Source organism: Arthrobacter sp. P1_C12_2, assembly GCF_056406415.1.
Window position 1 is genome coordinate 98,216 of record NZ_JBFUAF010000001.1, and the last position, 21,734, is coordinate 119,949.

General features: G+C 68.1%; 20 protein-coding genes. 8 read left to right on the forward strand and 12 right to left on the reverse strand.

Annotated elements, in window-relative coordinates; genetic code table 11:
• The first annotated feature begins 70 nt into the window (after window positions 1–70).
• Together AC1DZQ_RS00455 and AC1DZQ_RS00460 are read left to right on the forward strand one after the other, a co-directional pair.
• Window positions 71–841 carry a DUF72 domain-containing protein gene (locus AC1DZQ_RS00455; protein WP_476961608.1) on the forward strand — a complete coding sequence of 257 codons (771 nt, stop codon included), beginning with the start codon at window positions 71–73 and terminating at the stop codon, window positions 839–841.
• A 73-nt stretch (window positions 842–914) separates the two neighbouring features.
• A complete protein-coding gene (locus AC1DZQ_RS00460; protein ID WP_476961609.1) occupies window positions 915–1,982 on the forward strand; it encodes an App1 family protein in 1,068 nt (355 codons plus the stop codon).
• 21 nt (window positions 1,983–2,003) lie between these two features.
• Here the strand turns inward: AC1DZQ_RS00460 and AC1DZQ_RS00465 are convergent, their stop codons facing one another.
• Window positions 2,004–3,533, reverse strand: coding sequence for a glycoside hydrolase family 1 protein (locus tag AC1DZQ_RS00465; protein ID WP_476961610.1), 1,530 nt, complete (start codon window positions 3,531–3,533; stop codon window positions 2,004–2,006).
• A 122-nt stretch (window positions 3,534–3,655) separates the two neighbouring features.
• Between AC1DZQ_RS00465 and AC1DZQ_RS00470 the strand changes: the two genes are divergently transcribed.
• A complete protein-coding gene (locus AC1DZQ_RS00470; protein WP_476961611.1) occupies window positions 3,656–4,204 on the forward strand; it encodes a TspO/MBR family protein in 549 nt (182 codons plus the stop codon).
• Window positions 4,205–4,288: 84 nt separating this feature from the next.
• On the opposite strand, the gene AC1DZQ_RS00475 is transcribed toward AC1DZQ_RS00470, so the two are convergent.
• Window positions 4,289–5,071, reverse strand: coding sequence for a phosphatase PAP2 family protein (locus AC1DZQ_RS00475; RefSeq protein WP_476961612.1), 783 nt, complete (start codon window positions 5,069–5,071; stop codon window positions 4,289–4,291).
• A 232-nt stretch (window positions 5,072–5,303) separates the two neighbouring features.
• On the opposite strand from AC1DZQ_RS00475, the gene AC1DZQ_RS00480 reads away from it, so the two are divergent.
• The 3 genes from AC1DZQ_RS00480 to AC1DZQ_RS00490 all read left to right on the forward strand — a co-directional run bounded on the left by AC1DZQ_RS00480 (window position 5,304) and on the right by AC1DZQ_RS00490 (window position 8,544).
• Window positions 5,304–6,965 (forward strand): purine-cytosine permease family protein, encoded by a 1,662-nt coding sequence (locus AC1DZQ_RS00480; RefSeq protein WP_476961613.1) that lies wholly within the window; start codon window positions 5,304–5,306, stop codon window positions 6,963–6,965.
• Window positions 6,962–8,134 (forward strand): cyclase family protein, encoded by a 1,173-nt coding sequence (locus AC1DZQ_RS00485; protein ID WP_476961614.1) that lies wholly within the window; start codon window positions 6,962–6,964, stop codon window positions 8,132–8,134. Before AC1DZQ_RS00480 ends, AC1DZQ_RS00485 begins: the two co-directional genes overlap by 4 nt.
• Before the next feature lie 200 nt (window positions 8,135–8,334).
• Window positions 8,335–8,544, forward strand: a complete 210-nt coding sequence (locus AC1DZQ_RS00490) for a hypothetical protein (protein ID WP_476961615.1) — start codon at window positions 8,335–8,337, stop codon at window positions 8,542–8,544.
• Between the two features lie 139 nt (window positions 8,545–8,683).
• Here AC1DZQ_RS00490 and manD read toward each other — a convergent pair whose 3' ends face one another.
• The 7 genes from manD to AC1DZQ_RS00525 all read right to left on the reverse strand — a co-directional run bounded on the left by manD (window position 8,684) and on the right by AC1DZQ_RS00525 (window position 16,375).
• On the reverse strand, window positions 8,684–9,913 hold the full coding sequence (gene manD, locus AC1DZQ_RS00495; protein ID WP_476961616.1) for a D-mannonate dehydratase ManD: 1,230 nt from the start codon (window positions 9,911–9,913) through the stop codon (window positions 8,684–8,686).
• Between the two features lie 147 nt (window positions 9,914–10,060).
• Entirely contained in the window at window positions 10,061–11,086 is a 1,026-nt protein-coding gene (locus AC1DZQ_RS00500; RefSeq protein ID WP_476961617.1) for a sugar kinase, read from the reverse strand.
• Complete coding sequence (locus tag AC1DZQ_RS00505; RefSeq protein ID WP_476961618.1) at window positions 11,083–11,919, reverse strand: bifunctional 4-hydroxy-2-oxoglutarate aldolase/2-dehydro-3-deoxy-phosphogluconate aldolase; 837 nt, start codon at window positions 11,917–11,919, stop codon at window positions 11,083–11,085. The genes AC1DZQ_RS00500 and AC1DZQ_RS00505 overlap by 4 nt, the downstream gene beginning before the upstream one ends.
• Complete coding sequence (gene dgoD / locus AC1DZQ_RS00510) at window positions 11,913–13,061, reverse strand: galactonate dehydratase (RefSeq protein ID WP_476961619.1); 1,149 nt, start codon at window positions 13,059–13,061, stop codon at window positions 11,913–11,915. The genes AC1DZQ_RS00505 and dgoD overlap by 7 nt, the downstream gene beginning before the upstream one ends.
• A 7-nt stretch (window positions 13,062–13,068) precedes the next feature.
• A complete protein-coding gene (locus AC1DZQ_RS00515; protein WP_476961620.1) occupies window positions 13,069–13,986 on the reverse strand; it encodes a carbohydrate ABC transporter permease in 918 nt (305 codons plus the stop codon).
• Window positions 13,983–14,951, reverse strand: a complete 969-nt coding sequence (locus tag AC1DZQ_RS00520; protein ID WP_476961621.1) for a carbohydrate ABC transporter permease — start codon at window positions 14,949–14,951, stop codon at window positions 13,983–13,985. The genes AC1DZQ_RS00515 and AC1DZQ_RS00520 overlap by 4 nt, the downstream gene beginning before the upstream one ends.
• 128 nt (window positions 14,952–15,079) lie before the next feature.
• A complete protein-coding gene (locus tag AC1DZQ_RS00525) occupies window positions 15,080–16,375 on the reverse strand; it encodes an ABC transporter substrate-binding protein (protein ID WP_476961622.1) in 1,296 nt (431 codons plus the stop codon).
• Between the two features lie 139 nt (window positions 16,376–16,514).
• Here AC1DZQ_RS00525 and AC1DZQ_RS00530 point away from each other — a divergent pair, with 139 nt between their 5' ends.
• Window positions 16,515–17,264: a FadR/GntR family transcriptional regulator gene (locus AC1DZQ_RS00530; protein ID WP_476961623.1), complete on the forward strand. Its 750-nt coding sequence runs from the start codon at window positions 16,515–16,517 to the stop codon at window positions 17,262–17,264.
• 63 nt (window positions 17,265–17,327) lie between these two features.
• Here AC1DZQ_RS00530 and AC1DZQ_RS00535 read toward each other — a convergent pair whose 3' ends face one another.
• Together AC1DZQ_RS00535 and AC1DZQ_RS00540 are read right to left on the reverse strand one after the other, a co-directional pair.
• On the reverse strand, window positions 17,328–18,359 hold the full coding sequence (locus AC1DZQ_RS00535; protein WP_476961624.1) for an aldo/keto reductase: 1,032 nt from the start codon (window positions 18,357–18,359) through the stop codon (window positions 17,328–17,330).
• Window positions 18,360–18,378: 19 nt separating this feature from the next.
• Window positions 18,379–19,251, reverse strand: a complete 873-nt coding sequence (locus tag AC1DZQ_RS00540; protein ID WP_476961625.1) for an NAD-dependent epimerase/dehydratase family protein — start codon at window positions 19,249–19,251, stop codon at window positions 18,379–18,381.
• 236 nt (window positions 19,252–19,487) lie between these two features.
• On the opposite strand from AC1DZQ_RS00540, the gene AC1DZQ_RS00545 reads away from it, so the two are divergent.
• Window positions 19,488–20,222: an SRPBCC family protein gene (locus tag AC1DZQ_RS00545; RefSeq protein ID WP_476961626.1), complete on the forward strand. Its 735-nt coding sequence runs from the start codon at window positions 19,488–19,490 to the stop codon at window positions 20,220–20,222.
• A 43-nt stretch (window positions 20,223–20,265) separates the two neighbouring features.
• Here AC1DZQ_RS00545 and AC1DZQ_RS00550 read toward each other — a convergent pair whose 3' ends face one another.
• Complete coding sequence (locus AC1DZQ_RS00550) at window positions 20,266–21,630, reverse strand: phosphoribosyltransferase family protein (RefSeq protein ID WP_476961627.1); 1,365 nt, start codon at window positions 21,628–21,630, stop codon at window positions 20,266–20,268.
• Between the last annotated feature and the right edge of the window lie 104 nt (window positions 21,631–21,734).

The following is a 21,734-nucleotide window of genomic DNA, read 5'->3' on the forward strand; positions in this document are numbered from 1 at the left end:
CGGCGCGCAGGGACGGCGCACGGGACTGGCCGCAGGACTAGGATCCATCATTGGGAGAAAGGGGCCGGGCATGGCAGAACACGCAGGCGCCGGCCACGAAGCCGCTCTGCGGATCGGCACATCAGGCTGGAGCTATGACCACTGGGAAGGGGTCCTCTATCCGCCAGGGCTGCCGGCCCGGGACAGGCTGGCACACTACGCGGCACGCTTCGACACCGTGGAACTAAACGCCAGCTTCTACCGCTGGCCCAGGGAGGACTCGTTTGCCGGATGGCGGCGCCGCCTGCCCGAAGGTTTCGCCCTGTCCGTCAAGGCGCCCCGGGGCCTAACCCACGGCAAGAAGCTCTACGCCCCGGAGGCCTGGGTGGACCGGATCACCCGGTGCTGGCACGAACTCGGCGACAAGCGGGCCGTGCTGCTCGTCCAGCTGCCCCCGGACTTCGCGCGGGACGACGCCCGGCTGGACTACTTCCTGGCGGCACTGCCCGGGTGGATCCGTGTCAGCGTGGAGTTCCGCCATCCGAGCTGGGGCGACGCCGGCGTGTACGCCCTGCTGGAACGTCACGGCGCGGCCTACTGCATCATGAGCGGCGCGGGGCTCCCATGCGTCCTGCGCGCGACCGCACCGTTCGTCTACGTCCGGCTGCACGGCCCGGACCGCGATGTCCTGTACGGCGGATCGTATCCGGACGAGGACCTGCTCTGGTGGGCCGCGCGGATCCGTGAATGGCGGGCGGCCGGCAAGGACGTCTTCGCCTATTTCAACAACGACGGCGGCGGCGACGCCGTCCGCAACGCCACCGCGCTGCGCCGGCTGCTGGACGGGCCGCCGCCCTGGTAATCCGGTGTCACGGGCGCCTCTGCCGGGACCCCGCCGGCACTGCCGGAGCCCGGCACTGTGGGAGAGTGGAGGCATGGAATTGGCGTCGCAACCAGCGCAGCAGCTGCCCGTGTCAGGCAACAGGGCCTTCCGGCTCGCCCATTGGGTGTCGGACACCGTCAACGGGGTCCGGCTCAAGACGGCCCGGCGCTGGAAGTTCAGCCCGCAGACCGTCGGCTATCAGGGCTACGGCTCGACCGAGTGGGTCAGGGTCCTGGGCCGCGTGGTCCTCACCAGCATGCCCGTGCCCGGCAGCAAGGCGGAGCGGCTGGCCCTGAACGGGAACCAGAACGTCCGCGGCTGGCGCGCCTTCACGAGTGTCCCAGTCCAGTTCACCGAGGTGGAAATCCAGATCGGCGGCGTCACGACGCGCGTGCATACGGACCGCGGCGGCCTGGTAGACACCCTGGTTCACGTGGCGTTGACCCCGGGCTGGCATACGGCCGTGCTGCGGGCCGAAGGAACGGAACCGGTCGAGGCCAGGATCTTCGTGATCTCCCCCGACACCAAACTGGGTATTGTCTCGGACATTGACGACACCATCATGGTCACGGCCCTCCCCCGGCCTTTCCTGGCGCTGTGGAACACCTTCGTCCTGAACGAACGCGCCCGGATGGCGACCCCTGGCATGGCCGTCCTGATGGATCGGCTCAAGGTGGAGCACCCGGAGGCGCCGGTGATCTACCTGTCCACCGGGCCGTGGAACGCAGCGCCCACCCTGGGCCGCTTCATCGCCCGGAACCTCTATCCCTCGGGCGCGCTGCTGCTCACGGACTGGGGACTGACCCATGACCGCTGGTTCCGCAGCGGCCAGGAACACAAACGGCGGAACCTTGAGCTGCTGGCCCAGGAGTTCCCGAACATGCGCTGGCTGCTGTTCGGCGACAACGGTCAGCACGACGAGGAGATTTACTCCGGCTTCGCGCAGAAGCACCCGGACCAGGTCGCCGCGATCGGCATCCGGCAACTCTCGGCCAGCGAGGCCGTCTTCGCCGGCGGCCACTCCGACACCGGAGACCACTCGGAGTCCTCCGTCCCGTGGTTCTATTCGCCCGACGGCGCGGGACTGGCCAAGGGCCTGCAGGACCTGGATCTGCTCTAAGTTGGCCCTGCTGTAGGGGCGTCAGCCTGCCGGACGCGGCTCTCCGACGTCGGCGGTTCCGTCCTGCTCTGCTGCGCCGGTGGCGCTGTCGGGCTGCGCGGCGGGCGCCGCGCCCCGGGCCGCAAGGACCTCCTGGAGCCAGTAGTAGGAGGCCTTCGGCGTGCGGACCTGGGTATCGAAATCGACGTGCACCAGACCGAACGGCTGCTTGTACCCGGCGGACCACTCGAAGTTGTCCATGAAGGACCACACATAGTAGCCGCGAAGGTCGATGGCCTCGGCGGCACCGCCGGGACGTGTCGCTTCCAGGGCCGTGCCGATATGGTCCGCGAGGTAACGCAGGCGCCGTTCGTCCGGGATCATCCGGCTCTCCGTCCCGACACGCTGGACCACGACGTCCTCGAAACTGGCCCCGCCCTCGGTGATGTAGACCGGGGGCAGATCCGGGTAGCGGTCGGCCATCTCGGCCAGGGCGACGGACATATATTCGGGCTTGACCGGCCAGCCGTAGGCCGTGGTCTCGGTGTCCGGGAACGGCGCGATGTGGAAGGGCGCACCGGGTGTCCCGCTGAGGTCATCGCCCATGGCCTCGGCCATGCCCGGCGGCACGGTCCCCTCACCCGGACCCGCCCCGACGCGGGTGGGCATGTAATAGTTCAGGCCATAGAAATCCAGGGGCTGGGAGATCAGCTCCATGTCTTCGCTGGAGGGGCTGAAAGAAGATGAAAAGAACGTGGCTGCCCGGATCACGTCGGGATACTTGCCGAGCAGCACGGGATCGGAGTAGAGCCGGTTCTGCGCCACGTCCATGAGCCCGGCGCTGACCTTGTCCAGCGGGTTCGCCGTGGCCGGGACCATCGGTGAGTAGACGTTGGTGATGCCGATTTCGCCCGGTACCTTGGCTGCACGCAGCGCCTGGAGCGCCAGGCCGTGGCCCAGCAGTTGGTGGTGCACGGTGGGGAGGGCCTTGAGCATGAGCGCCTCGCCGGGCGCGTGCATGCCCAGGGCATAGCCGTTAGTGGTCACTGTGGCGGGCTCGTTGACAGTCACCCAGCGGGTCACCCGGTCCCCGAAAGCAGCCGCGGCGATGGCGGCGAAGTCCCCCAGCCGGTAGGCCGTGTCCCGGTTCATCCAGCCGCCGGCCTCATCCAGGGGCAACGGGGTGTCCCAGTGGTACAGCGTGGCCATGGGGGAAATGCCGTTGGCGAGCAACAGGTCAATCAGCCGGTCGTAAAAGTCCAGTCCGGCGGGGTTCGCGGGCCCGCTCCCGCCGGGCTGGATCCTCGACCAGGACAGCGAAAACCGGTACGAATCGATCCCCAGGTCCTTCATCAGTGCCACGTCCTCGGGCATCCGGTGGTAGTGGTCGCAGGAAACGGCCGGGCTCTGGTCCTCCACGATCGAACCCGGTTTCGCGGCGAAAAGATCCCATCCGGAGGGACCCCGGYCGTCTTCATCGAGCGCACCCTCGATCTGGAAGGCCGAAGTCGCCACACCCAGGGTGAAGCCGGGCGGAAGAAGGGAAGCCAGATCCTTGGCGGAAGCGTTCATCGACGGGGACCTCTATGTAGTTCGGCGGTTGGTTGACTGATCTTAAGCTCCCGCGGGGGTGAACGCCACGAACCGGGCCGTTTGACGGACGCGATGCCAACGGCCACTGTTGGTCGGTGCACGTGAAAATTGAACAAGGCGCCCACCGCCGGCCGCCGTCGGCGCCGCCCAGCCCCGGCCGGCAGGCGGCAGCCCTCCTCTGCTTCCTGGCGGTCTCCCATGGGGTGTCCTTCGTGGCGTCGCTGGCCATCATCGACAACGCCGGCGGCTGGTACGCCGCGGCAGACAAGGCACCCTGGACTCCACCGGGCTGGGCCTTCGGAGCGGTCTGGACGGTGCTCTATACGACCATGGCAGTGGCGGCGTGGCTGGTCTGGCGCCGGGGAACGGGACTTCCCTCCGGGCGCAGCCGGGGAGCCATGACCGTCTACGGCATCCTGCTGCTCGTGAACCTCGCCTGGGCGCCCCTGTTCTTTGGCATGTATCCCATGGTCGGCGGGGCCGCGCTCTGGCTGGCCCTGCTGCTCATCGCCGTCCATGCCGTGGCCGCGGCCGCCACCGTGGTCCGGTTCGGCCTCATCAGCCGGGCGGCGGGCCTGCTCATGCTGCCGTACGTCTCCTGGATCGTGTTCTCGCTGAGCTTGAACGCCTACGCGGCCGCCAGCAACTGATCCCCTGACCTCGATCCGGTTTCCGCGCCCCGGCGGTCCCGGCCGTTCGGGACGGCTTGATCGGGCGTGCGGCCGCTGAGGGCGCTAGTCCTGGCTGGCGTCGGCGGCGGACAGCGTTCCGGTGATCTGTTCGCCCGGAATCCGGGCCGTCCGCCAGGTGTCCAGCGCAATGACGGCGCCCAGAATGACGAGCGAGATCGAGAAGGCGCCCAGGGCGTCGGTCATCCAGTGGTAGCCGAGGTAGAGCCGGCTGACGGCGGCGAAGAAGATGCCGATCCCCGCCACAATGAAGGCGATGACGGCGGACATGGGGTTCTTCCGGCGCGAAAAGACCAGGTACGTGGTGACCAGCAGGAAATCGCAGGCGCCCAGGACGTGGCCGGAAGGAAACGAGAAGGTGGTGTCGGCACCGAAGAGCATGAGGTCTATCGGGGGCCGGTGGCGTTCGACGATGTGGCCGATGACCTGTGCCAGGATGACGCCGGTCAGCATGGCGCCGGCCAGCAGGATCGGCCGCCAGGCGTGCTTGGCGAGCAGGCCCCAGGCCACTGTCACGATGAGGACGATGATTGGCAGGCCGATGGGACCGAAGATGATCGCAAGGATGATCATGATGGTGGTGGTGGGTTCCCCGCGCAGGGTCAGGAGCCAGGACCGGACGGGCTCGTCCGCCGCCGAGATGCCGCCGTGCTGCAGGACACCGGCCAGGATTACCGCGAACAGCACGGCGCCCGCGATCATCAGGACGACGGCAGTGCGGTAGAGGTTCCGGCGCGCCGTCACGTTCATGTAGCGCTCCTCCACGACGAATTTATCGTGGAAGGTCCGCCACCGACCCTGCGGTTTGCCTGTCTGAGCCTGTGCCATGTCTCCGTGCCGCCTTTGCGCCGTGTTGTGGATAGTCCCCGCTGATGATTATCCCCTGTTATCTGCGCGGCGGTGGGCCCATGGGCGGCCGGGCGTCCCGCGCGGGGGTCCGGCCCGGCGGCCGGGTTGCGTAATCTGCCGGCTGGAGGGGGCGGGGCCTTGCTGTGAGCCGCCTCACAGGGTAGCCTCCAAATCAACTTGTGATGCTTATTAAGCAACTCTTGCGGAATCAATGACGAGCTGGATGGAGAACAACATGGTCGAGGAACAGCCTGCCGGCGCCCGCGCGGGGCGGAACCGCGGCAAGGTCACCGACGTAGAGACCTACGGCATTGAACGGATACCGGAGAAGGACCGCAATGCCAGCGCCTTTGACTTGTTCAGGGTTTCGTTTGGCGGGGCCAACACTTTTGCCACGGCCTTCCTGGGCGCATTCCCGATCCTGTTCGGCCTGTCATTCTGGCAGGGGCTCGCCGCAACGGTAACGGGCCTGGTTGTCGGCGCCCTCCTGCTGGCACCCATGGCCGTCTTCGGCCCCACGAACGGGACCAACAACGCAGTGTCCTCCTCCGCCCACCTGGGCGTGCACGGCCGCGTGGTCGGATCGTTCCTGTCGTTGCTGACCGCGTTGGCATTTTTCTCCATCTCGGTCTGGAGCTCCGGCGATGCCCTGGTCGGCGGGCTGAACCGGCTGGTTGGCCTGCCGCAGGACATGGGCTCGTTCGCCGTCGCCTACGGTCTCTTCGGTGGACTCGTCCTGGTGGTCTGCGTCTACGGGTTCAAGTTCATGCTGCTGGTGAACAAGATTGCCGTCACCGCGGCCACCCTGCTGTTCGTTGTCGGCTTCATCGCCTTCGCGGGCGACCTCAACCTGAACTTTGCGGGAGCCTTCGGAACCGGATTCGACGGCGTCGGCATCGCAGGATTCATCCCGGCGTTCATCGGCGCGGCCCTGATCGTCATGTCCAACCCCATCTCCTTCGGCGCGTTCCTGGGCGACTGGGCGCGCTACATCCCCACCGCCACGCCGAAGCGCAAGGTCATGGGTGCGGCGCTGCTGGCCCAGTTGGCCACGCTGATTCCGTTCGTCTTCGGCCTGGCCACGGCGTCCATCATCGCCACCAAGGCGCCGGAATTCATGGACCCGGCGGCGCCGAACTACGTCGGCGGGCTGTTGGCGATCTCCCCCGCCTGGTACTTCATCCCGCTCTGCGCCATCGCCCTGATCGGCGGCATGTCCACCGGGGCGTCATCGCTGTACGGGACCGGCCTTGACTTCAGCAGCGTCTTCCCGAGGTTCAACCGGGTCCAGGCCACCCTGTTCATCGGGATCCTGGCGATCGCCTTCATCTTCGCCGGCCGCTTCGCCTTCAACCTCGTCCAGAGCATTTCCACGTTCGCCACCCTGATCGTGACCTGCACCGCGCCGTGGATGGTGGTGATGATGATCGGTTTCATCACCCGCCGCGGCTGGTACGACGCCGATGCCCTCCAGGTATTCAACCGGCGCCAGACCGGGGGACGGTACTGGTTCAACCACGGCTGGAACCTGCGCGGCATGACTGCCTGGCTGGTCAGCGCCGCGGCCGGACTGAGTCTGGTGAACATGCCCGGCCAGTTCCAGGGACCCCTGGGCAACCTGGCGGGCGGCGTGGACATCAGCCTGCCGGCATCGCTGGCGCTTGCAGCCGTCCTCTACCTCGGGCTGCTCTGGATCTTCCCCGAGCCGCGCGGAGTGTTCCCGGCCGCCGGGCCGCGCTGGATCCCCTCGAAGGAAACCCCGGTGCCGCCGGTCATTGATGCGGCTGGAAACACCGTCACTGCCGGAACGCCGGAGGCAGCCGCGCCGGGCCTGCCCGGGGACCGGGACACCGAACTGGTGGGCCAGCGGTGACGTGGTTCGATCTCAGCGTTCCGCTCCGCACCGGAATGCCTGTCTACCCCGGAGACCCTGAGGTCCGGATCGCATCGGCACTGACCGCGGCGGCCGACKGCGCCAACGTTCTCTCGCTCGGACTGGGCTCCCATTCGGGCACCCACGCCGATGCACCCCTGCATGTGGGCGACGGCTGGGCCGCCCTGGACGAACTGCCGCTGTCCCTCTTCGGCGGCATCGCCGAAATCGTGGACGTCCGGAGTGTGGCCCGCGGCGGCGCCATCACCGCCGCGCAGCTGGCAGGGATCGCCCCGGCGGACTCCGCCGGGGATCCCGGAAATCCTGGATATCAGGACAATCCAGAGAAAATCCTGCTGCTGCACACCGGCTGCGCCGCGGCATGGGGAACCGAGGAGTACCTCAAGCACCCGTGGCTCGAGGCTGCTGCGGCGCAACTGATCGTGGACCGCGGCTACCGCGCCGTAGGCCTGGATGCCCTCAGCGTGGATCCCAGCTCCCCGGTCGCTGCGGACGGCAGCCCGGCCGACGGCGGTTTTCCTGCCCACGCCATCCTGGCTGGAAACGGCTGCATCATCGTAGAGAACCTCACCGGACTGGAGCAGGTCCAGCGGGCCACGGACACAGGCTCCGACGTCGAGCTCTTCCTCTTTCCCCTCAATATCCCCGGGGCGGACGGTGCCCCGATCCGGGCCGTGGGCCGGCCGTTGGCGGCCCCGGAGCTGCAGTCGACAACGCTGCAGCCGGCTGCGCTGCAGTCCACAATGCCCGGCGCCCTCAGCCGCGAAGAGGTACAGGATGCGGCAGACCGCCTGGTCGCCGCCTTCGCCGCCACGGACACCGAGGCCTACTTTGCAGCCTTCAGCCCCCAGGCGACCTTCATCTTCCATCCAGAGGCCCAGCGCCTTGGTTCCCGCTCCGCCTACCGCACTCTCTGGGACAGCTGGCTCGCCGACGGCTGGCGTGTGCTCGAATGCCGCAGCAGCGAGCAGGATATCCAGCTCCTGGGGGCTACCGCGGTGTTTTCGCACCGCGTGGCCACGACAGTCCAGGTTGACCGGGACGGTGGCCGCGATTGCAGCGATGAACGGGAGACCATCATCTTCTCCCGGGCCCCCGACGGCGGCATCGTTTGCGTCCACGAGCACCTCTCGGCCTGCCCACAGTGATCCGGGTGACCAGACTCACGGGGACCGCCGCGCCTGGATGGATCTGCAGGTCAACCGCCGGGGCCGCAACGTTAGGGCATTTGACGTCCGCACGGCCCCCGCGCCGAGGCGGCGTGGTGATTTGACGGGTCAATAAATATGACGTTACTGTTCCTGAATCCATTGGGGCCGACTAGAAGTACTCCAAGAAAGACAGAGCGATGACCACGATTACCGAGTCCATTGAGATCCAAGTCGACAACCGGCACGTCCTCGACGAACGACTCAACGACGCCGTCCGCGGGCTGCAGCAGCTCGCCATGACCACGGGGACGCACGGCATTCTGCTCACGCGGCACAAGCCGGGCCACTACACCGCGGCCCTCTCCGACCAGGTCCCCTTCGGCATGACCCGCGAGCTCGTTCACTAGCCACCAGCAAACCGGACGCTGAGAGCCGGACTCAAAAGAGCCAGGTCCCGGGCGGCAGAGCATCGACTCGCCGCCCGGGACCTTTTTGGTGTTTCAGGAACCGCCCCCAGCCATGGCCGGGTCACCAGTCATGGCCGGTTTACCAGTCATGGACGGTGCCGTCGACGAGGCGGTTGTAGGGCAGGTAGGCCTGCTGGTAGGGGTAGGCGGCGGCGGCTTCTTCGTTGAATTCGACGCCGATGCCGGGTTTGTCGCCGGGGTGGAGGTAGCCGTCGACGAAGGTCATGGATTGTTCGAAGACCTCGTTGGTCTTATCCGAGTGCTGCATGTATTCCTGGATGCCGTAGTTGTGGATCGCCAGGCCGACGTGCAGCTGCGCGGCGAAGCCGACCGGGGAGATGTCGGTGGGGCCGTGGAAGCCGGACTTGATCTGGTACTGCGCGGCGAAGTCCATTACCTTTTTCAGCGGGCTGATCCCGCCGAAGTGGGTGGACGCGGCCCGGATGTAGTCGATCAGCTGTTCCTTGATCAGGGTCTGGTAGTCGTAGACGGTGTTGAAGATCTCCCCGATCGCCAGCGGGGTGGTGGTGTGGGCCCGGACCAGGCGCAGCGCCTCCTGGTTCTCGGCCGGGGTGCAGTCCTCGAGCCAGAACAGGTCGTAGGGTTCCAGCGCCTTGCCCAGCTTCGCGGCCTGGATCGGGGTCATCCGGTGGTGTCCGTCGTGCAGCAAAGGGATTTCCGGGCCGAACTCGTTCCGGACCGCCTCGAACACGGTGGGCAGGTGGCGGAGGTAGGCGCGGGTGTCCCAGTCCTCCTCCTGCGGGAACGCGCCCCGGCCGGCCGGTTCGTAGTCGTAGCGTTCGCCGGAGGCCTGGGCCTGGGCCGCGACGCCGTAGACGGCCTTGATCCCGGGGACCGCGGTCTGGATCCGGATCGACTTGTAGCCGAGTTCCAGGTGCTCGCGGACCGAGTCGAAGAGCGAGGGCAGGTCCGCGCCGGAGGCGTGCCCGTACGCGCGCAGCCCGTTCCGGGACGCCCCGCCCAGGAGCTGGTAGACCGGCATCCCGGCGAGCTTGCCCTTGATGTCCCACAGGGCCATGTCGACGGCGGCGATCGCGGCCATCGTCACCGGGCCGCGGCGCCAGTACGAGGACCGGTAGAGGAACTGCCAGGTGTCCTCGATCCGGTGCGGGTCCTTGCCGATCAGCAGCTGCGCGACGTGCTCCTTCAAATACGCCGCGACCGCGAGCTCCCGGCCGTTCAGGGTCGCGTCGCCGATCCCGGTCACGCCGTCCTCGGTGGTGATCCGCAGGGTCACGAAGTTCCGGGAGGGGCTGGTGACGAACACTTCAGCGGCAATGATTTTCACAACAGGTCCTTTTCTGGTCTTACGGGGGTGTCTTAGTTGCCCGGCGCCCACGGCGCGGCGCCGGCCGAAACAGTGGGGGCGGGGGCGGGGGCGGAAACAGCGGCCGTCGGCCCGGCTGGCCGCCCGCGGTGGACGTATAGCCGGGGCTCAGCGCTGGGTGGTTCCGCTCGGCGTGGTCCCGAGCAGTGCCAGCTCCGCGCGGCCGGGCAGGCCTTCCCAGTCCCCGGCGGTGCTGACGGCGAAGGCTCCCGCCAGGGCGCCGCGCTGCAGGCGGCCGGCGATGTCGGCGCCGTCGAGCAGGGCGGAAAGGTAGCCGGCGGTGAAGGCGTCCCCGGCCCCCACGGTATCGATGCTGGTCACGGGCACGGCGGGCACTTCCCAGCGCCCGCCGGCGGTGTGGACGCCGGCGCCGGCGGCGCCGCGTTTGACCACGACTTCACGGACCCCGCGCTCCAGCAGTTCGGCGGCCATCGCTGTTTCGGCGCCGTCCGTTCCGGCGTCGGGCTGCGACGTTCTCTCCGGGCCGGCACCCACCGCGGCCGCGACCAGCCCGAGCTCGTCGTCGGAGGCGATCACGATGCTGGCGTGCCGGGCGAGCGGCGTGAGCGCAGCGCGGGCCTCCGCCCGGGTCCAGAGCTTGCTGCGGTAATTGACGTCGAGGGAGACCTCCATGCCTTCAGCGGCGGCGCGCTCGGCCGCGTACTCCACGGCCTTCCGGGCGTCGGGGCTGAGGGCGGCAGTGATGCCGGTCAGATGCAGGATCCGGGCACCGGCCGTCAGGGCACGGTCCAGGTCCTCCCGGCCAAGGGTGGACCCGGCGGACCCGGCGCGGTAGTAGAAGGCACGGGTGACGTCCGCGGTGCGTTGTTCGAGGAACATCACCCCGGTGTTCCGCGCGGCGTCAATCCGGTGCCGCAGCCTGATTCCCTCGGCGCGCAGCTGCCGCAGAATGTACTCCCCATGCGGGTCGGCGCCGACCACCCCGGCCCAGGCGACGCTGTGACCGAGCCGGGCGACCCCGACCGCGACGTTCGATTCGGCCCCGGCCACGTGCATGCCCAGGCTGCCGCCGGCGGACAGCGGACCGGCGGACCGCAGCGAGACCATGGACTCGCCAAAAGTCAGCAGGTCAACGGGCTCCGCGGCCAAAACGGGGCCGACGGCGGCCGTCACCGCAGGCTCTCCGCGCGCGGGCGGCCGAACCCGGCGGCCAGCGCCACGAAACCGCGGGCCCGCTCCCGCATCGGGGCGAGGTCGCCGCCGGAGCCGGCGTCGCCGAACAGCGGTCCGCCGAGCCCCACGGCAATGGCGCCGGCTTCCCAGTAGCCCGCGGCTTCCTCCAACCCGACGCCGCCGACGGCGATGAAAGGGATTCCGGGGAACGGATCGCGGAGCGCCTTGAGGTAGCCCGGCCCGCCGATGGAAGCTGGGAAGAGCTTGATCGCGGTGGCGCCGCGGCGCATGGCTTCGTGGGCCTCGCTGGGGGTCAGCGCACCCGCGAGCACAGGCAGTCCCAGCCGGGCCGATTCGGCGATCGATTCTGCCAGCGACGGGGTCACCATGAACTGGCCGCCCGCGTCGGCGACGCTGGCAACGTCCTGGGCCGTCAGCACCGTTCCGGCGCCGACGAAGCAGCCCGCAGGGGCGGCCGCGCGGACTTCGCTGATCGCCTCGAGGGCCCGCGGCGTGGTGAGCGCGATTTCGACGTACCGGAAGCCCTCCTCCATCGCCGCGAGGGCTGCCTTCGCGGCGGCCGCACCGTCCGTGCCGCGCACGATTGCCACCAGCCGGCTTTCCTGGATGCCGGCCAGCAGCCGTTCGGGCGTCAGGGTGTTCTCCATGTCAGGTTTCTCCTTCGTCGGGGCAAACAGGGCAGCATTTTCCGTTCCGGAGTTCGCCGTTCCGGCGTTTTCCGTTCCGGCGTTTTCCGTTCCGGCGTTTTCCGTTCCGGCGTTTTCCGTTCCGGCGTTTTCCGTTCCGCCGTTTACCGTTCCGGCGTTCACCATTCGGCGAAGGCGCCGTCGGGGTGCCGCCAGACGGGACCCCGCCAGGCATGGCCGCGCTTGTCCGCGGCACGGACCACGGCCTCGTCGATCTCGATGCCCAGGCCCGGGCCGGTGAGCCGTTCGATGTGTCCGTCCACGAACTTCAGCGGGGACTTGTCCACCACGTAGTCCAGGACTTCGGCGCCCTGGTTGTAGTGGATGCCGATGCTTTGTTCCTGGATCAGGAAGTTGGGCGTCGCGAAGCCCACCTGCAGGCAGGCGGCGAGCGCCAGCGGGCCCAGCGGGCAGTGCGGGGCGAGCTGGACCTCGTAGATTTCGGCGAGCGAGGCGATCTTGCGGACCTCGGTAATGCCGCCGGCGTGGGAGAGGTCGGGCTGGGCCACGGCGATGCCGGCCTGCAGCGCGGGCAGAAATTCCTGCCGGCTGTAGAGCCGCTCGCCGGTGGAGACCGGCGTCGTCGTGGAGGAGGTGAACTCGCGCAGCAGGTGCGTGTTTTCCGGAACCACCGGCTCTTCGAGGAAGAAGGGCCGGTACGGCTCCAGCAGTGGCGCTACCCGGCGGGCGTTGGCGAGGCTGAAGCGGCCGTGGAAGTCGACGGCGACATCGCGGTGGTCTCCGAGGACCTCACGGGCCGCGGCCACCCGGCGGACGACGCCGTCGAGCTCGGCCACGGAGGCGATGGGGCTCATCCGGCCGCTGGCGTTCATCTTGACGGCCGTCAGCCCGACCTCCAGCTGTGCACTGATCTGGTCGGCCACCTCATTGGGCTCATCCCCGCCCACCCAGCCGTACATCCGGATCCGGTCCCGGACGTGGCCGCCCAGGAGCTGGTGCACGGGAGTGTTGAAATGCTTGCCCGCGATGTCCCAGAGCGCCTGGTCCAGGCCGGACACGGCGCTGGCCAGGATGGGCCCACCGCGGTAGAAGGACCCCTTGGTCATGACCTGCCAGTGGTCCTCGATCCGGAGCGCATCGTTGCCGATAAGCAGCTCCGAGAGCTGCTCGACGGCGGTGCGCACGGTTTCGCTGCGGCCTTCGCAGCTCGCCTCGCCCCAGCCGACGATCCCGCTCTCAGTCTCGATCCGGACGAAGAGCCAGCGCGGCGCGACGAGGAACGTTTCAACCCTGCTGATGAGTGTCATGTGCTGCCTAGCCCTTGGTCGCGCCGGCGGTCATGCCGGAGACGATGTACTTCTGCGTGAAGAGCGCAATGATCATGATCGGGATGGTGACCACGGTGGCGGCCGCCATGAGTCCGCCCCAGTCGATGCTGGCGTAGGAGACGAAGTCGAAGATCGCGACCGGCAGGGTCTTGGTCTTGGAGCCGGAGAGCACCAGGGCGAACATGAAGTTGTTCCACGAGAAAATGAAAGACAGGATGCCGGCGGTGGCCATGCCGGCGACGGAGAGCGGCAGGGTGATGCGGCGGAACGCGCCAATCGGGGTGAGGCCGTCCACCTGGGCCGATTCCTCCAGCTCCAGCGGCAGGGAATCGAAGTAGCTCATCATGATGTACACGATCAGCGGCAGCGCGACGAACATGTGGCTGAGGATCAGGACCTCGAAGCCGCCCACCATCTTCAGGTTGGAGAAGACGTAGTACCAGGGCACCAACAGGGAGACGCCGGGGATGACGCGGGCCATCAGGACCACGAGGGCCGAGCGGTGCATCGTGAACCGGCTCATGGCGTAGGCTGCGGGCACGCCGAGGACCAGGGACAGGGCCGTGGAGACGAAGGCCACCCAGAAGCTGTTGAAGATGAAGACCAAGTAGTTGTTCCGCTGCAGCACATTGGCGTAGTTCTCGAACGTGGGGGTGAAGAAGAACGACTTGCCGGTGTCGTAAATGTCCACGTTGGTCTTGAGGGAGGCCAGCAGCATCCAGAGCAGCGGGGCGATCAGGAACAGCACCACGGCCACCAGGGCGGCGACGCGGAACACCTTGTACGCGCGGGTGCCCAGCGGCTTCCGGGGGCGCGGCGCCCTCTTGGCCGGACCGGGCTGGGCGGTGGCGGTTTGGGGTGCGGTGTTTTCAGTATCTTCGGTGTTTTGGGACAGGACGGTCATTTGCTTACCGCTTTCTTGCGCATGGTCAGCAGCCACATGGAGCCGATGATGATCATGAAGAACAGGATCAGCACCGCGGAGGAGAGCCCGTACTGGTTGTAGTCGAAGCTCAGCCCGTAGGCGTAGACGTTGAGCGTCTCGACTTCGTGGAAGGATCCGCCGCCTTTGCCCTTGGTGGCGTAGAGGATGTCGAAGGTCTTCAGGGCGTCGATGCCCCGGAGCAGGATGGCGACGATCACGGTCGGCATCATGAGGGGCAGCGTGATGAAGAAGAAGCGCTGGAAGGCGTTGGCGCCGTCCATCCGGGCCGCCTCGTCGGGCTCCTCGGAGAGGGAGGTCAGGCCGGCCAGCAGGATCAGGACCACCATGGGGGTCCACTGCCACACGTCCATGAAGATGGTGGTGCCGAGCGCCGTGTCCTGGCCGGAGAGCCAGGGCTGGGCGGGAATGCCGACCATGCCGAGCAACTGGTTGACGAAGCCGATGTTGGGATCGAAGATCAGCCGCCACATCATGCCGACCGCCACGGGGGTGGCGACGAGCGGGAGCAGGATGGCCACGCGAACCCACTTTTCGCCGCGGAACGGGCGCCACAGCAGCAGCGCGATGCACATGCCGAGCACCACTTCGCAGACGAGGGCAACGCCGGTGAAGCTCAGCGTGCGGCCGACGGCGGGCCAGAAGCGTTCGACGTCGGACAGGACCGTGAGGTAGTTCTGCAGGCCGACGAACTCGGAGGCAGCCCGGACAGAGCCCTGCGAATCGGTCAGGCTCAGGTACAGGGTCCAGGCCAGGGGGAAGACGATCAGGACGCCGACGAAGATCATGGCGGGGGCGGCGAAGAGCCACTTGCGGTGCCGGTTGGCCCAGCCGGAGAAGTTCTCGCGTGCATTGGGGGTGCGGAGGGCCTTCCGGCCGGACGGCGGCTGGGACTGCGCGCTGCGGGGTGGGGTCAATACAGACATGGTTCACCTAAGGAGTTGGGGGTGAAGTGAAGAGCTGGCCGCGGCGGGACGGCAGCGGACTGCCGTCCCGCCGGGCTCGATGGTGCGTCACGCGGGTAGTGCATCAGGCGCGTATCGCGCCGGCCGCGCTACTTCTTTTCGGTGTCCAGGAACTTCTGGAAGGCGTCGTGCGCCGTGTCGGCTGCGGCGGACGAGTCAGAGCCGGTGATGGTGGCCACGATCGGGCCGCCCACGATTTCGCGGGCCTTGCCTACGGTGACAACCTGGGGACGGTCGTGCCCGACGCCGTTCTTGGCGCTGGCGGAGATGGCCTCGGCGAGGTCCTTCGGGTAGGTAGAGGTTCCGGCCTGGTCAGCCCAGACCGAGGTGCGCGGTCCGGGGACACCGGCCTTCTGTGCCTCGAGGGTGCGTTCCTTGCTGGTGGCCCACTGGATGAACTTCCAGGCGTTGTCCTGGTTGCTTGAGGCCTGGTTGACTGCGAGGCCCCAGGACGGGATGTTGTACGGCTTGGAACCGGCGGGGCCTGCCGGCAGCGCGGCGAAGCCGACGGTGTCGGCAACCTTGGACTTGGCCGGGTCGGTGGCGTTCTTGTAGAGCGAGTCGGCCTCCGTGTAGAAAGCGGCCTTGCCCTGGGTGAAGATTGCCATGGCCTCGGGCCAGCTCATGTCGGTGCTGACGTTGGCGGGGCCGTAGTTCTTGATCAGGCCGCCATAGAACGCGTAGGCCTTCTTCGCGGCGTCGGAGTTGACGGCCGACTTGCCGCTGGCGTCCGTGAAGTCGCCGCCAAAGCTGTACAGGAAGCTGGAGAACTGGGTGACAGCGGCGGACTTGCCGGTGCGGGCCACGAAGCCGGCCGTACCCGGGGAGGAAGCCTTGATGGCCTTGGCCGCCGCTTCGAGCTCGTCCATGGTCTTGGGAACCTCCAGGCCTGCGGCCTTGAGGAGGTCCTTGCGGTAGTAGAGGACTTCGCGCTCGGTGATGATCGGGACGCCGACCACCTTGCCCTCAGCGGTGGTGGCCTTGACCGGGCCCTCCTGGTAGTCCTTCCAGTCCCACGTGGCGTCCGAGGAGACCTTGGACGTCAGGTCCGCGAGGTAGCCGTTCTTCGCGAACGCCTTGCCTTCCTGGAGCGGGCGATACATCATGACGTCGATCTCGTCGCTGCCGGCGTTGAGCTTGACGTTGTACTGGTCCGAAAGCTGGTCTTCACCCAGTTGGGTCAGTTCGACCTTGAGTCCGCTGGACTTCTCGAATTCCGGAATGGCCGCCTTGATACCCTCGGTCCAGACGTGGTTGGCGAGGGTGACCCGGACGGTGCCGGACGTCTTGGCGTCGGCGCTGCCGCTGGCGCCGCCGCAGGCAGTCAGCCCCAGGGACAGGACCGCGGCGACAGCCGCGTACTTCGCAATCGAACGTCGCTTCATTACGACTTCCTTTGGTTTTCAGGGCTGGGCGTCTCGGTCCAGCCGGCTGCAAATGCATCTTTACATCTGCTCTGGAAGCGATCTTAGGTAAATAAAGCAGATTTATACAAGCCCTTGTGGCCCCCAGTATGATTTATTTATGAAAACTCCAAAGGCGGAGCCAACAGCAGACCTGCATGCCGTGCTGCTCCAGAATCTGGGGCTTGCGATCGCCGAAGGGACGCTGGCGCCGCACTCGATCCTGCGCCTGGACGAGATTGAGGCCCAGCACAACGTCTCCCGGTCCGTGGTGCGGGAAGCCACCCGCGTGCTGTCCTCCAAGGGGATGCTGGAGTCGCGGCGGCGGCTGGGGACGGTGGTGCAGCCGGAAGAATCGTGGAACGCGTACGACCCCCAGGTAATCCGCTGGCGGCTGGCGTCCTCAAAGCGGCTGGAGCAGCTGCAGGCCCTGAACGAGCTCCGCGGGGCAATCGAACCGCAGGCTGCCCGCCTCGCCGCCGAAAGGGCATCCTGGGATGCCGGGAGCGACCTCGTCTCGCTGGCCGCACGGCTGTGGGCGTCCGGCCAGCGCGGGGACCGGGACGAGTTCCTGCGGCTCGACATCGACTTCCACGCGGCGGTGCTCCGGGCCTCCGGCAACGCCATGTTCTCCCAGCTGCACAACCTGGTCACCGAGGTGCTGACCGGGCGCACCGAGCACGGCCTCATGCCGCACTTGCCGCACCACGAAGCCCTGCAGCTCCACGTGGATGTGGCCAGCGCCATTCAGCGCGGCGAGGCGGACGCGGCGCACGCCGCCATGAGCAGGATCGTGGAGCAGTCCACCGAGGAAATGGGCGACATCTGGTCCAGCTATCACGCCGGCGGCCCCGCCTCCCCCGGGAACTGACGCGGGGTCACTTCGCGCCCATCCGCCCCCCGGACCGGCGCKAAGTGACCCCGCGTTGCTTGGTTAGCGGCCGCCCTCGAGCTTCCGGCTGCGCTGTTCCTGGGCCATGGGCCCGTACGGATAGACGCCGACGCGCGGCCGGCTGACCTCGGTCAGCCGCTCCGTCTCGCCCGCGGTGAGCCGGAGATCCGCTGCCGCGAGGTTGTCCGCCAGCTGCCCGGTGGTGCGGGCGCCCAGGATCACCGAAGTGACCGCCGGCCGCTCCGCCAGCCAGGCCAGCGCCACCTGGGACGCGCTCACGCCATGGCGCCCGGCGATTTCCTCCACCTCGGCAATCACGTCCCAGGTGCGCTGATCGGCGTTGCGGGCCTCCCAGGCCTCCATCCCCCGTTTCGGGTTTTCGCCGAGACGGGTGGCCCCGGCCGGCGGCTGGTCGCGCTTGTACTTGCCGGACAGCCACCCGCCACCCAGCGGCGACCACGGCAGCAGTCCGATCCCGGCGTCGAGCGAGGCCGGCACAACTTCCGACTCGATCTCACGGACCAGCAGGCTGTACTGGGGCTGTAGCGTCACCGGGGCACTCCAGCCGTGGGCCTTCGCCACATGGACAGCCTTGGTCAACTGCCAGCCCAGGAAGTTGGAGAAGCCGTAGTAGGCGATCTTGCCGCTGGTGACGGCGTCGTGCAGGAACCGGAGGGTCTCCTCGAGGGGAGTGACCGGATCCCAGGCGTGCAGCTGGTAGAGATCGATCTGCTCTACGCCCAGACGGCGCAGCGAGTCATCCAGTGCCCGGACCAGGTGCCGGCGGGAGGTTCCGACGTCGTTGGGGGCCTGGCCCATCGGAAAGCGGCCCTTCGTGGCCACGACCGCCCGGTCCCGGACCTCTGCCCGGTCCGCCAGCCACCGGCCGATGATTTCCTCCGACACCCCCGAGCTGTAGACGTCGGCGGTGTCGATGAAGTTGCCGCCTGCCGCGAAGTAGTCATCCAGGATGGCGCGGGACTGCTCCTCGGTGGCCTCGGCGCCAAAAGTCATGGTGCCCAGCGCGTAGTTGGAGACGACGGCGCCGCTGTTGCCCAGGGTGCGGTATTGCATGGAACTCCTCAAGTTGGGGTCAGTCTTCCGTGGGGGTGGTGCGCAGCGGGTGGTAGTTCCGCCAGGTGTGCTCGGGCGCGTAGCCCAGCAGCCGCTTCGCCTTGTCGATCGAGAGCATGGTCTCGTGCTCGGCCAGATCCTTGACCACCTTGACGTTGGGGAACACCTCGGCGGCGAGGCTGGCGCTGGAGCGGCTCATCACAGTGTCCTCGTTGGCGATGATGAACGCCTCGAAGCCGGGCTTGCCGTGCTCCAGGGCGCGGGCCACGGCCTGCGCCCCGTCGCGGCCGTCAATGTAGCCCCAGAGATTCCACTTGCGGGCCCTCGTGTCGTGGTCGAAGGAGGGGAACTCCTCATAGTCCTCCGGGTCCATCACATTGGAGAACCGCAGGCCGGTGATGCTCAGGTCCGGGTCCCAGCGGGTCAACTGGATGGCCATCTGCTCCTCGAGGTGTTTGACCAGGGAGTACGTGCTTTCCGGCCGGGCGGGGTAGTCCTCGTCCACCGGGATGTAGGGAGGGTCGACGTCGAACGGCAGCCCCAGCACAGTCTCACTGGACGCGTAGACGATTTTCTTGATCCCGGCCCGGCGGGCGGCCTGGAACACGTTGTAGGTGGACTGCATGTTGTTCTCGAAGGTGGCGGCATCAGGGGCATGGCCCGGTGCAGGAATCGCGGCCAGGTGCACGACGGCGTCAAAGCCGGCATGTCGGTCCTCCAGGCCAAGGAATACGTCCACCACCTGGCCGTAGTTGCGCAGGTCCACCTCGGTGAAGCCGCGGCCGCGCACTCCGGTCCGGTCCAGGTTGGTCACCTCGTGCCCGTCATCGCTGAGCCGCCGCACGACGCTTCGGCCCAGCTTTCCGCTTCCTCCGGTAACAGCAACTTTCATCAGGAACTCCTCGGGTGGCAGGCTCGGCTGAACGTCATGGTCCGGCCAATGGGCCGGCACCTGCTCCGGTGCCGGCAGTCACCGTTCCACCCTAAGGGGAGGCGGCCGCGGTGCCCAGCCCCGCGTGACTTTCGGCCCTAGGCAGTCCCCGGACCGGGCGGCAGGCTGGTAGCCATGAACCGTGACCAGCGCGTTGTCGTGGGCGCGGACACCCATCGGGTCCACCGGACCCGGGGATGAACCACCCAGCACCCCCGCCGGCAAGTCGGCCGGCCGCGCGTGCTCCCGGCCGGTTGCGCGGACCGCTCGCCGCGCTGGCTGCGGCATCGGCCGGCGCAACCTACGTCCTGGCTGTCCGGCCGCGGCTCCTGCGGTGGGGGGCCAGCACTCAGGAAGCCGCCGGCCCGCTCGCCGGGGACGAGATCGTGCCCGCCCCGCGCATGCAAAGCACCCGTGCGGTGACTATTGCGGCCCCGGTGTCAGAGGTCTGGCCGTGGCTTGTCCAGATGGGCGCCGGACGCGGCGGCTTCTACTCCTACGACTGGCTCGAACAAGCCGCGGGTCTGGGCATCCGGAGTGCGGACCGGATTCTCCCGGAGCTGCAGCGCCTGAAAGTAGGCGACATCGTTCCGCTGTCCCCCGACGGCGGCCTGCCGGTCAGGCTTCTCCAGTCCGGGGCAGTGCTGGGGCTCGGCGGAACCATCGACTTGCGCACGGGGACGATGTCGCCGGCCGGGGTCCGTCCCACCGGGCGCCGGCTGGACATCGGCTGGACGTTCGTGTTGCGGCCTGCTGGTCCCCAGGCCACCAGGCTCCTGTCCCGCACCCGGTACGACTTTTCGCCCCTGGCGGAGGGCCTGGCCCTGCGCACACTGCTGGAACCTGTGCAGTTCCTGATGGAACGGCGGATGCTCCTGGGGATCCGGTCCAGGGCAGAGGGCCGCCGGAGGCAGGGCCAGCGGCATCTGTGACCCGGTCTTCCCAGGTTCGGCCCTCCCAGCCCGCGGCCCGCTTTCAGACGCCCGCGGCCCGCGCGCTGGCACCGTTCGGGGGCAGCAGGTAGTCGATAAACCAGTCCCGCGCCAGGATGGCAGCCGCCGCCAGCGTGCCCGGCTCTTCGAACAAGTGCGTCGCCCCCTGCACGACGGCGAGCTGGCTGGGGCTGCGCATCATCGCCTTCGCCCGGCGGTTGAGCTCCAGGACCTCGTGGTCCAGGCTCCCCACGATCAGGAGCGTGGGCGCTGTCACGGCGGACAACCGCGGGCCGGCGAGGTCGGGGCGGCCACCGCGGGACACGACGGCCGAGATCCGTGCCGACGGCTCCGACGCCGCCCACAGCGCGGCCCCGGCGCCCGTGCTCGCACCGAAGTAACCCACCGCGCAAGAGGCCGTATCTGCGCGGGTGGACAGCCAGTCCGTTGCCGATGACAGCCTGCGGGCCAGCAGTTCGATGTCAAAGACGTTGGCGCGGTTGCGCTCCTCCGCGGTGGTCAGCAAGTCGAGCAGCAGCGTACCGAGACCAGCCTGCTGCAGGAGCCCGGCCACATATCGGTTCCGGGGGCTGTGGCGGCTGCTGCCGCTGCCATGTGCGAACAGCACCACGGCCCGGGCCGGCACCGGAAGATGGAGCTGCGCGTGGAGCCGCACCGCGCGGGACGGGATCTCTACTTCCTCGTCGATGTCGGCGGACCTGTCGGCGCGGGTCGCCGTCGAGGTCCAGAAGGGCGGCGGCGCGGCTTCGACGCGTTTGGCCGCAAGATCGAGCAGGCGCAGCACCTCGTCGTCGTCAGTCGGCGAGAAGTCCCGGTAGTGGTAACCGACGGCGGTGAACTGGCGCGGCGTCGCCAGGCAGACCACTTCGTCCGGTTCCGTCAGGTTAGCGAGGGTCTCCGCGGGGGCGACCGGAACGGCCAGGATCACGCGTGCCGCGCCCTGTTTCCGGGCGACCCGGCAGGCCACCCGGGCGGTGGAGCCGGTGGCGATCCCGTCGTCGACGATCACCGCGATGCGCCCGGTCAGGTCGTGCCGGGTCCGGCCCTTCCGGAACAGGACGAGCCGGTTCTCCAACGCGGCGCGTTCGTGATCTTCCACGGCCTGGAGCTCGTCACCGCCGATCCGTGAATGGGCCAGGACCTGCTCGTCCAGGACCTTGGCACCGCCTTCCCCGATCGCACCCATGGCGAGTTCGGGCTGGTAGGGAAGCCCAAGTTTCCGCACCACGATCACATCCAAGGGAGCGTCCAGGGCGGCAGCGACTTCGAAGGCCACGGGCACGCCGCCGCGCGGCAGGCCCAGGACCACAATGTCCTGGCCCCGCAATTCCGCCAGACGCCGGCCGAGCTGCCTGCCGGCGTCGACCCTGTCTTCAAAGATGCTCATGGGCTATGGCTTTCAAGTCGAAGCGTGGGCCATCGGCCATCAGTCGTGTGCTGCTGAAACTGGTGCGCTCCTACGGGTTCCCCTAACCCGAACAGGACCAGGTG

Bases quoted from the DNA above. Each gene is read 5' to 3' on its own strand.
- dgoD (WP_476961619.1), bottom strand. From the start codon at position 13,061: ATGACACTCATCAGCAGGGTTGAAACGTTCCTCGTCGCGCCGCGCTGG.
- AC1DZQ_RS00530 (WP_476961623.1), top strand. From the start codon at position 16,515: ATGAAAACTCCAAAGGCGGAGCCAACAGCAGACCTGCATGCCGTGCTG.
- AC1DZQ_RS00475 (WP_476961612.1), bottom strand. From the start codon at position 5,071: ATGGCACAGGCTCAGACAGGCAAACCGCAGGGTCGGTGGCGGACCTTC.
- AC1DZQ_RS00520 (WP_476961621.1), bottom strand. From the start codon at position 14,951: ATGTCTGTATTGACCCCACCCCGCAGCGCGCAGTCCCAGCCGCCGTCC.
- AC1DZQ_RS00460 (WP_476961609.1), top strand. From the start codon at position 915: ATGGAATTGGCGTCGCAACCAGCGCAGCAGCTGCCCGTGTCAGGCAAC.
- AC1DZQ_RS00550 (WP_476961627.1), bottom strand. From the start codon at position 21,630: ATGAGCATCTTTGAAGACAGGGTCGACGCCGGCAGGCAGCTCGGCCGG.
- AC1DZQ_RS00535 (WP_476961624.1), bottom strand. From the start codon at position 18,359: ATGCAATACCGCACCCTGGGCAACAGCGGCGCCGTCGTCTCCAACTAC.
- AC1DZQ_RS00525 (WP_476961622.1), bottom strand. From the start codon at position 16,375: ATGAAGCGACGTTCGATTGCGAAGTACGCGGCTGTCGCCGCGGTCCTG.
- AC1DZQ_RS00515 (WP_476961620.1), bottom strand. From the start codon at position 13,986: ATGACCGTCCTGTCCCAAAACACCGAAGATACTGAAAACACCGCACCC.
- AC1DZQ_RS00545 (WP_476961626.1), top strand. From the start codon at position 19,488: ATGAACCACCCAGCACCCCCGCCGGCAAGTCGGCCGGCCGCGCGTGCT.
- AC1DZQ_RS00480 (WP_476961613.1), top strand. From the start codon at position 5,304: ATGACGAGCTGGATGGAGAACAACATGGTCGAGGAACAGCCTGCCGGC.
- AC1DZQ_RS00455 (WP_476961608.1), top strand. From the start codon at position 71: ATGGCAGAACACGCAGGCGCCGGCCACGAAGCCGCTCTGCGGATCGGC.
- AC1DZQ_RS00490 (WP_476961615.1), top strand. From the start codon at position 8,335: ATGACCACGATTACCGAGTCCATTGAGATCCAAGTCGACAACCGGCAC.
- AC1DZQ_RS00505 (WP_476961618.1), bottom strand. From the start codon at position 11,919: ATGGTGAACGCCGGAACGGTAAACGGCGGAACGGAAAACGCCGGAACG.
- AC1DZQ_RS00540 (WP_476961625.1), bottom strand. From the start codon at position 19,251: ATGAAAGTTGCTGTTACCGGAGGAAGCGGAAAGCTGGGCCGAAGCGTC.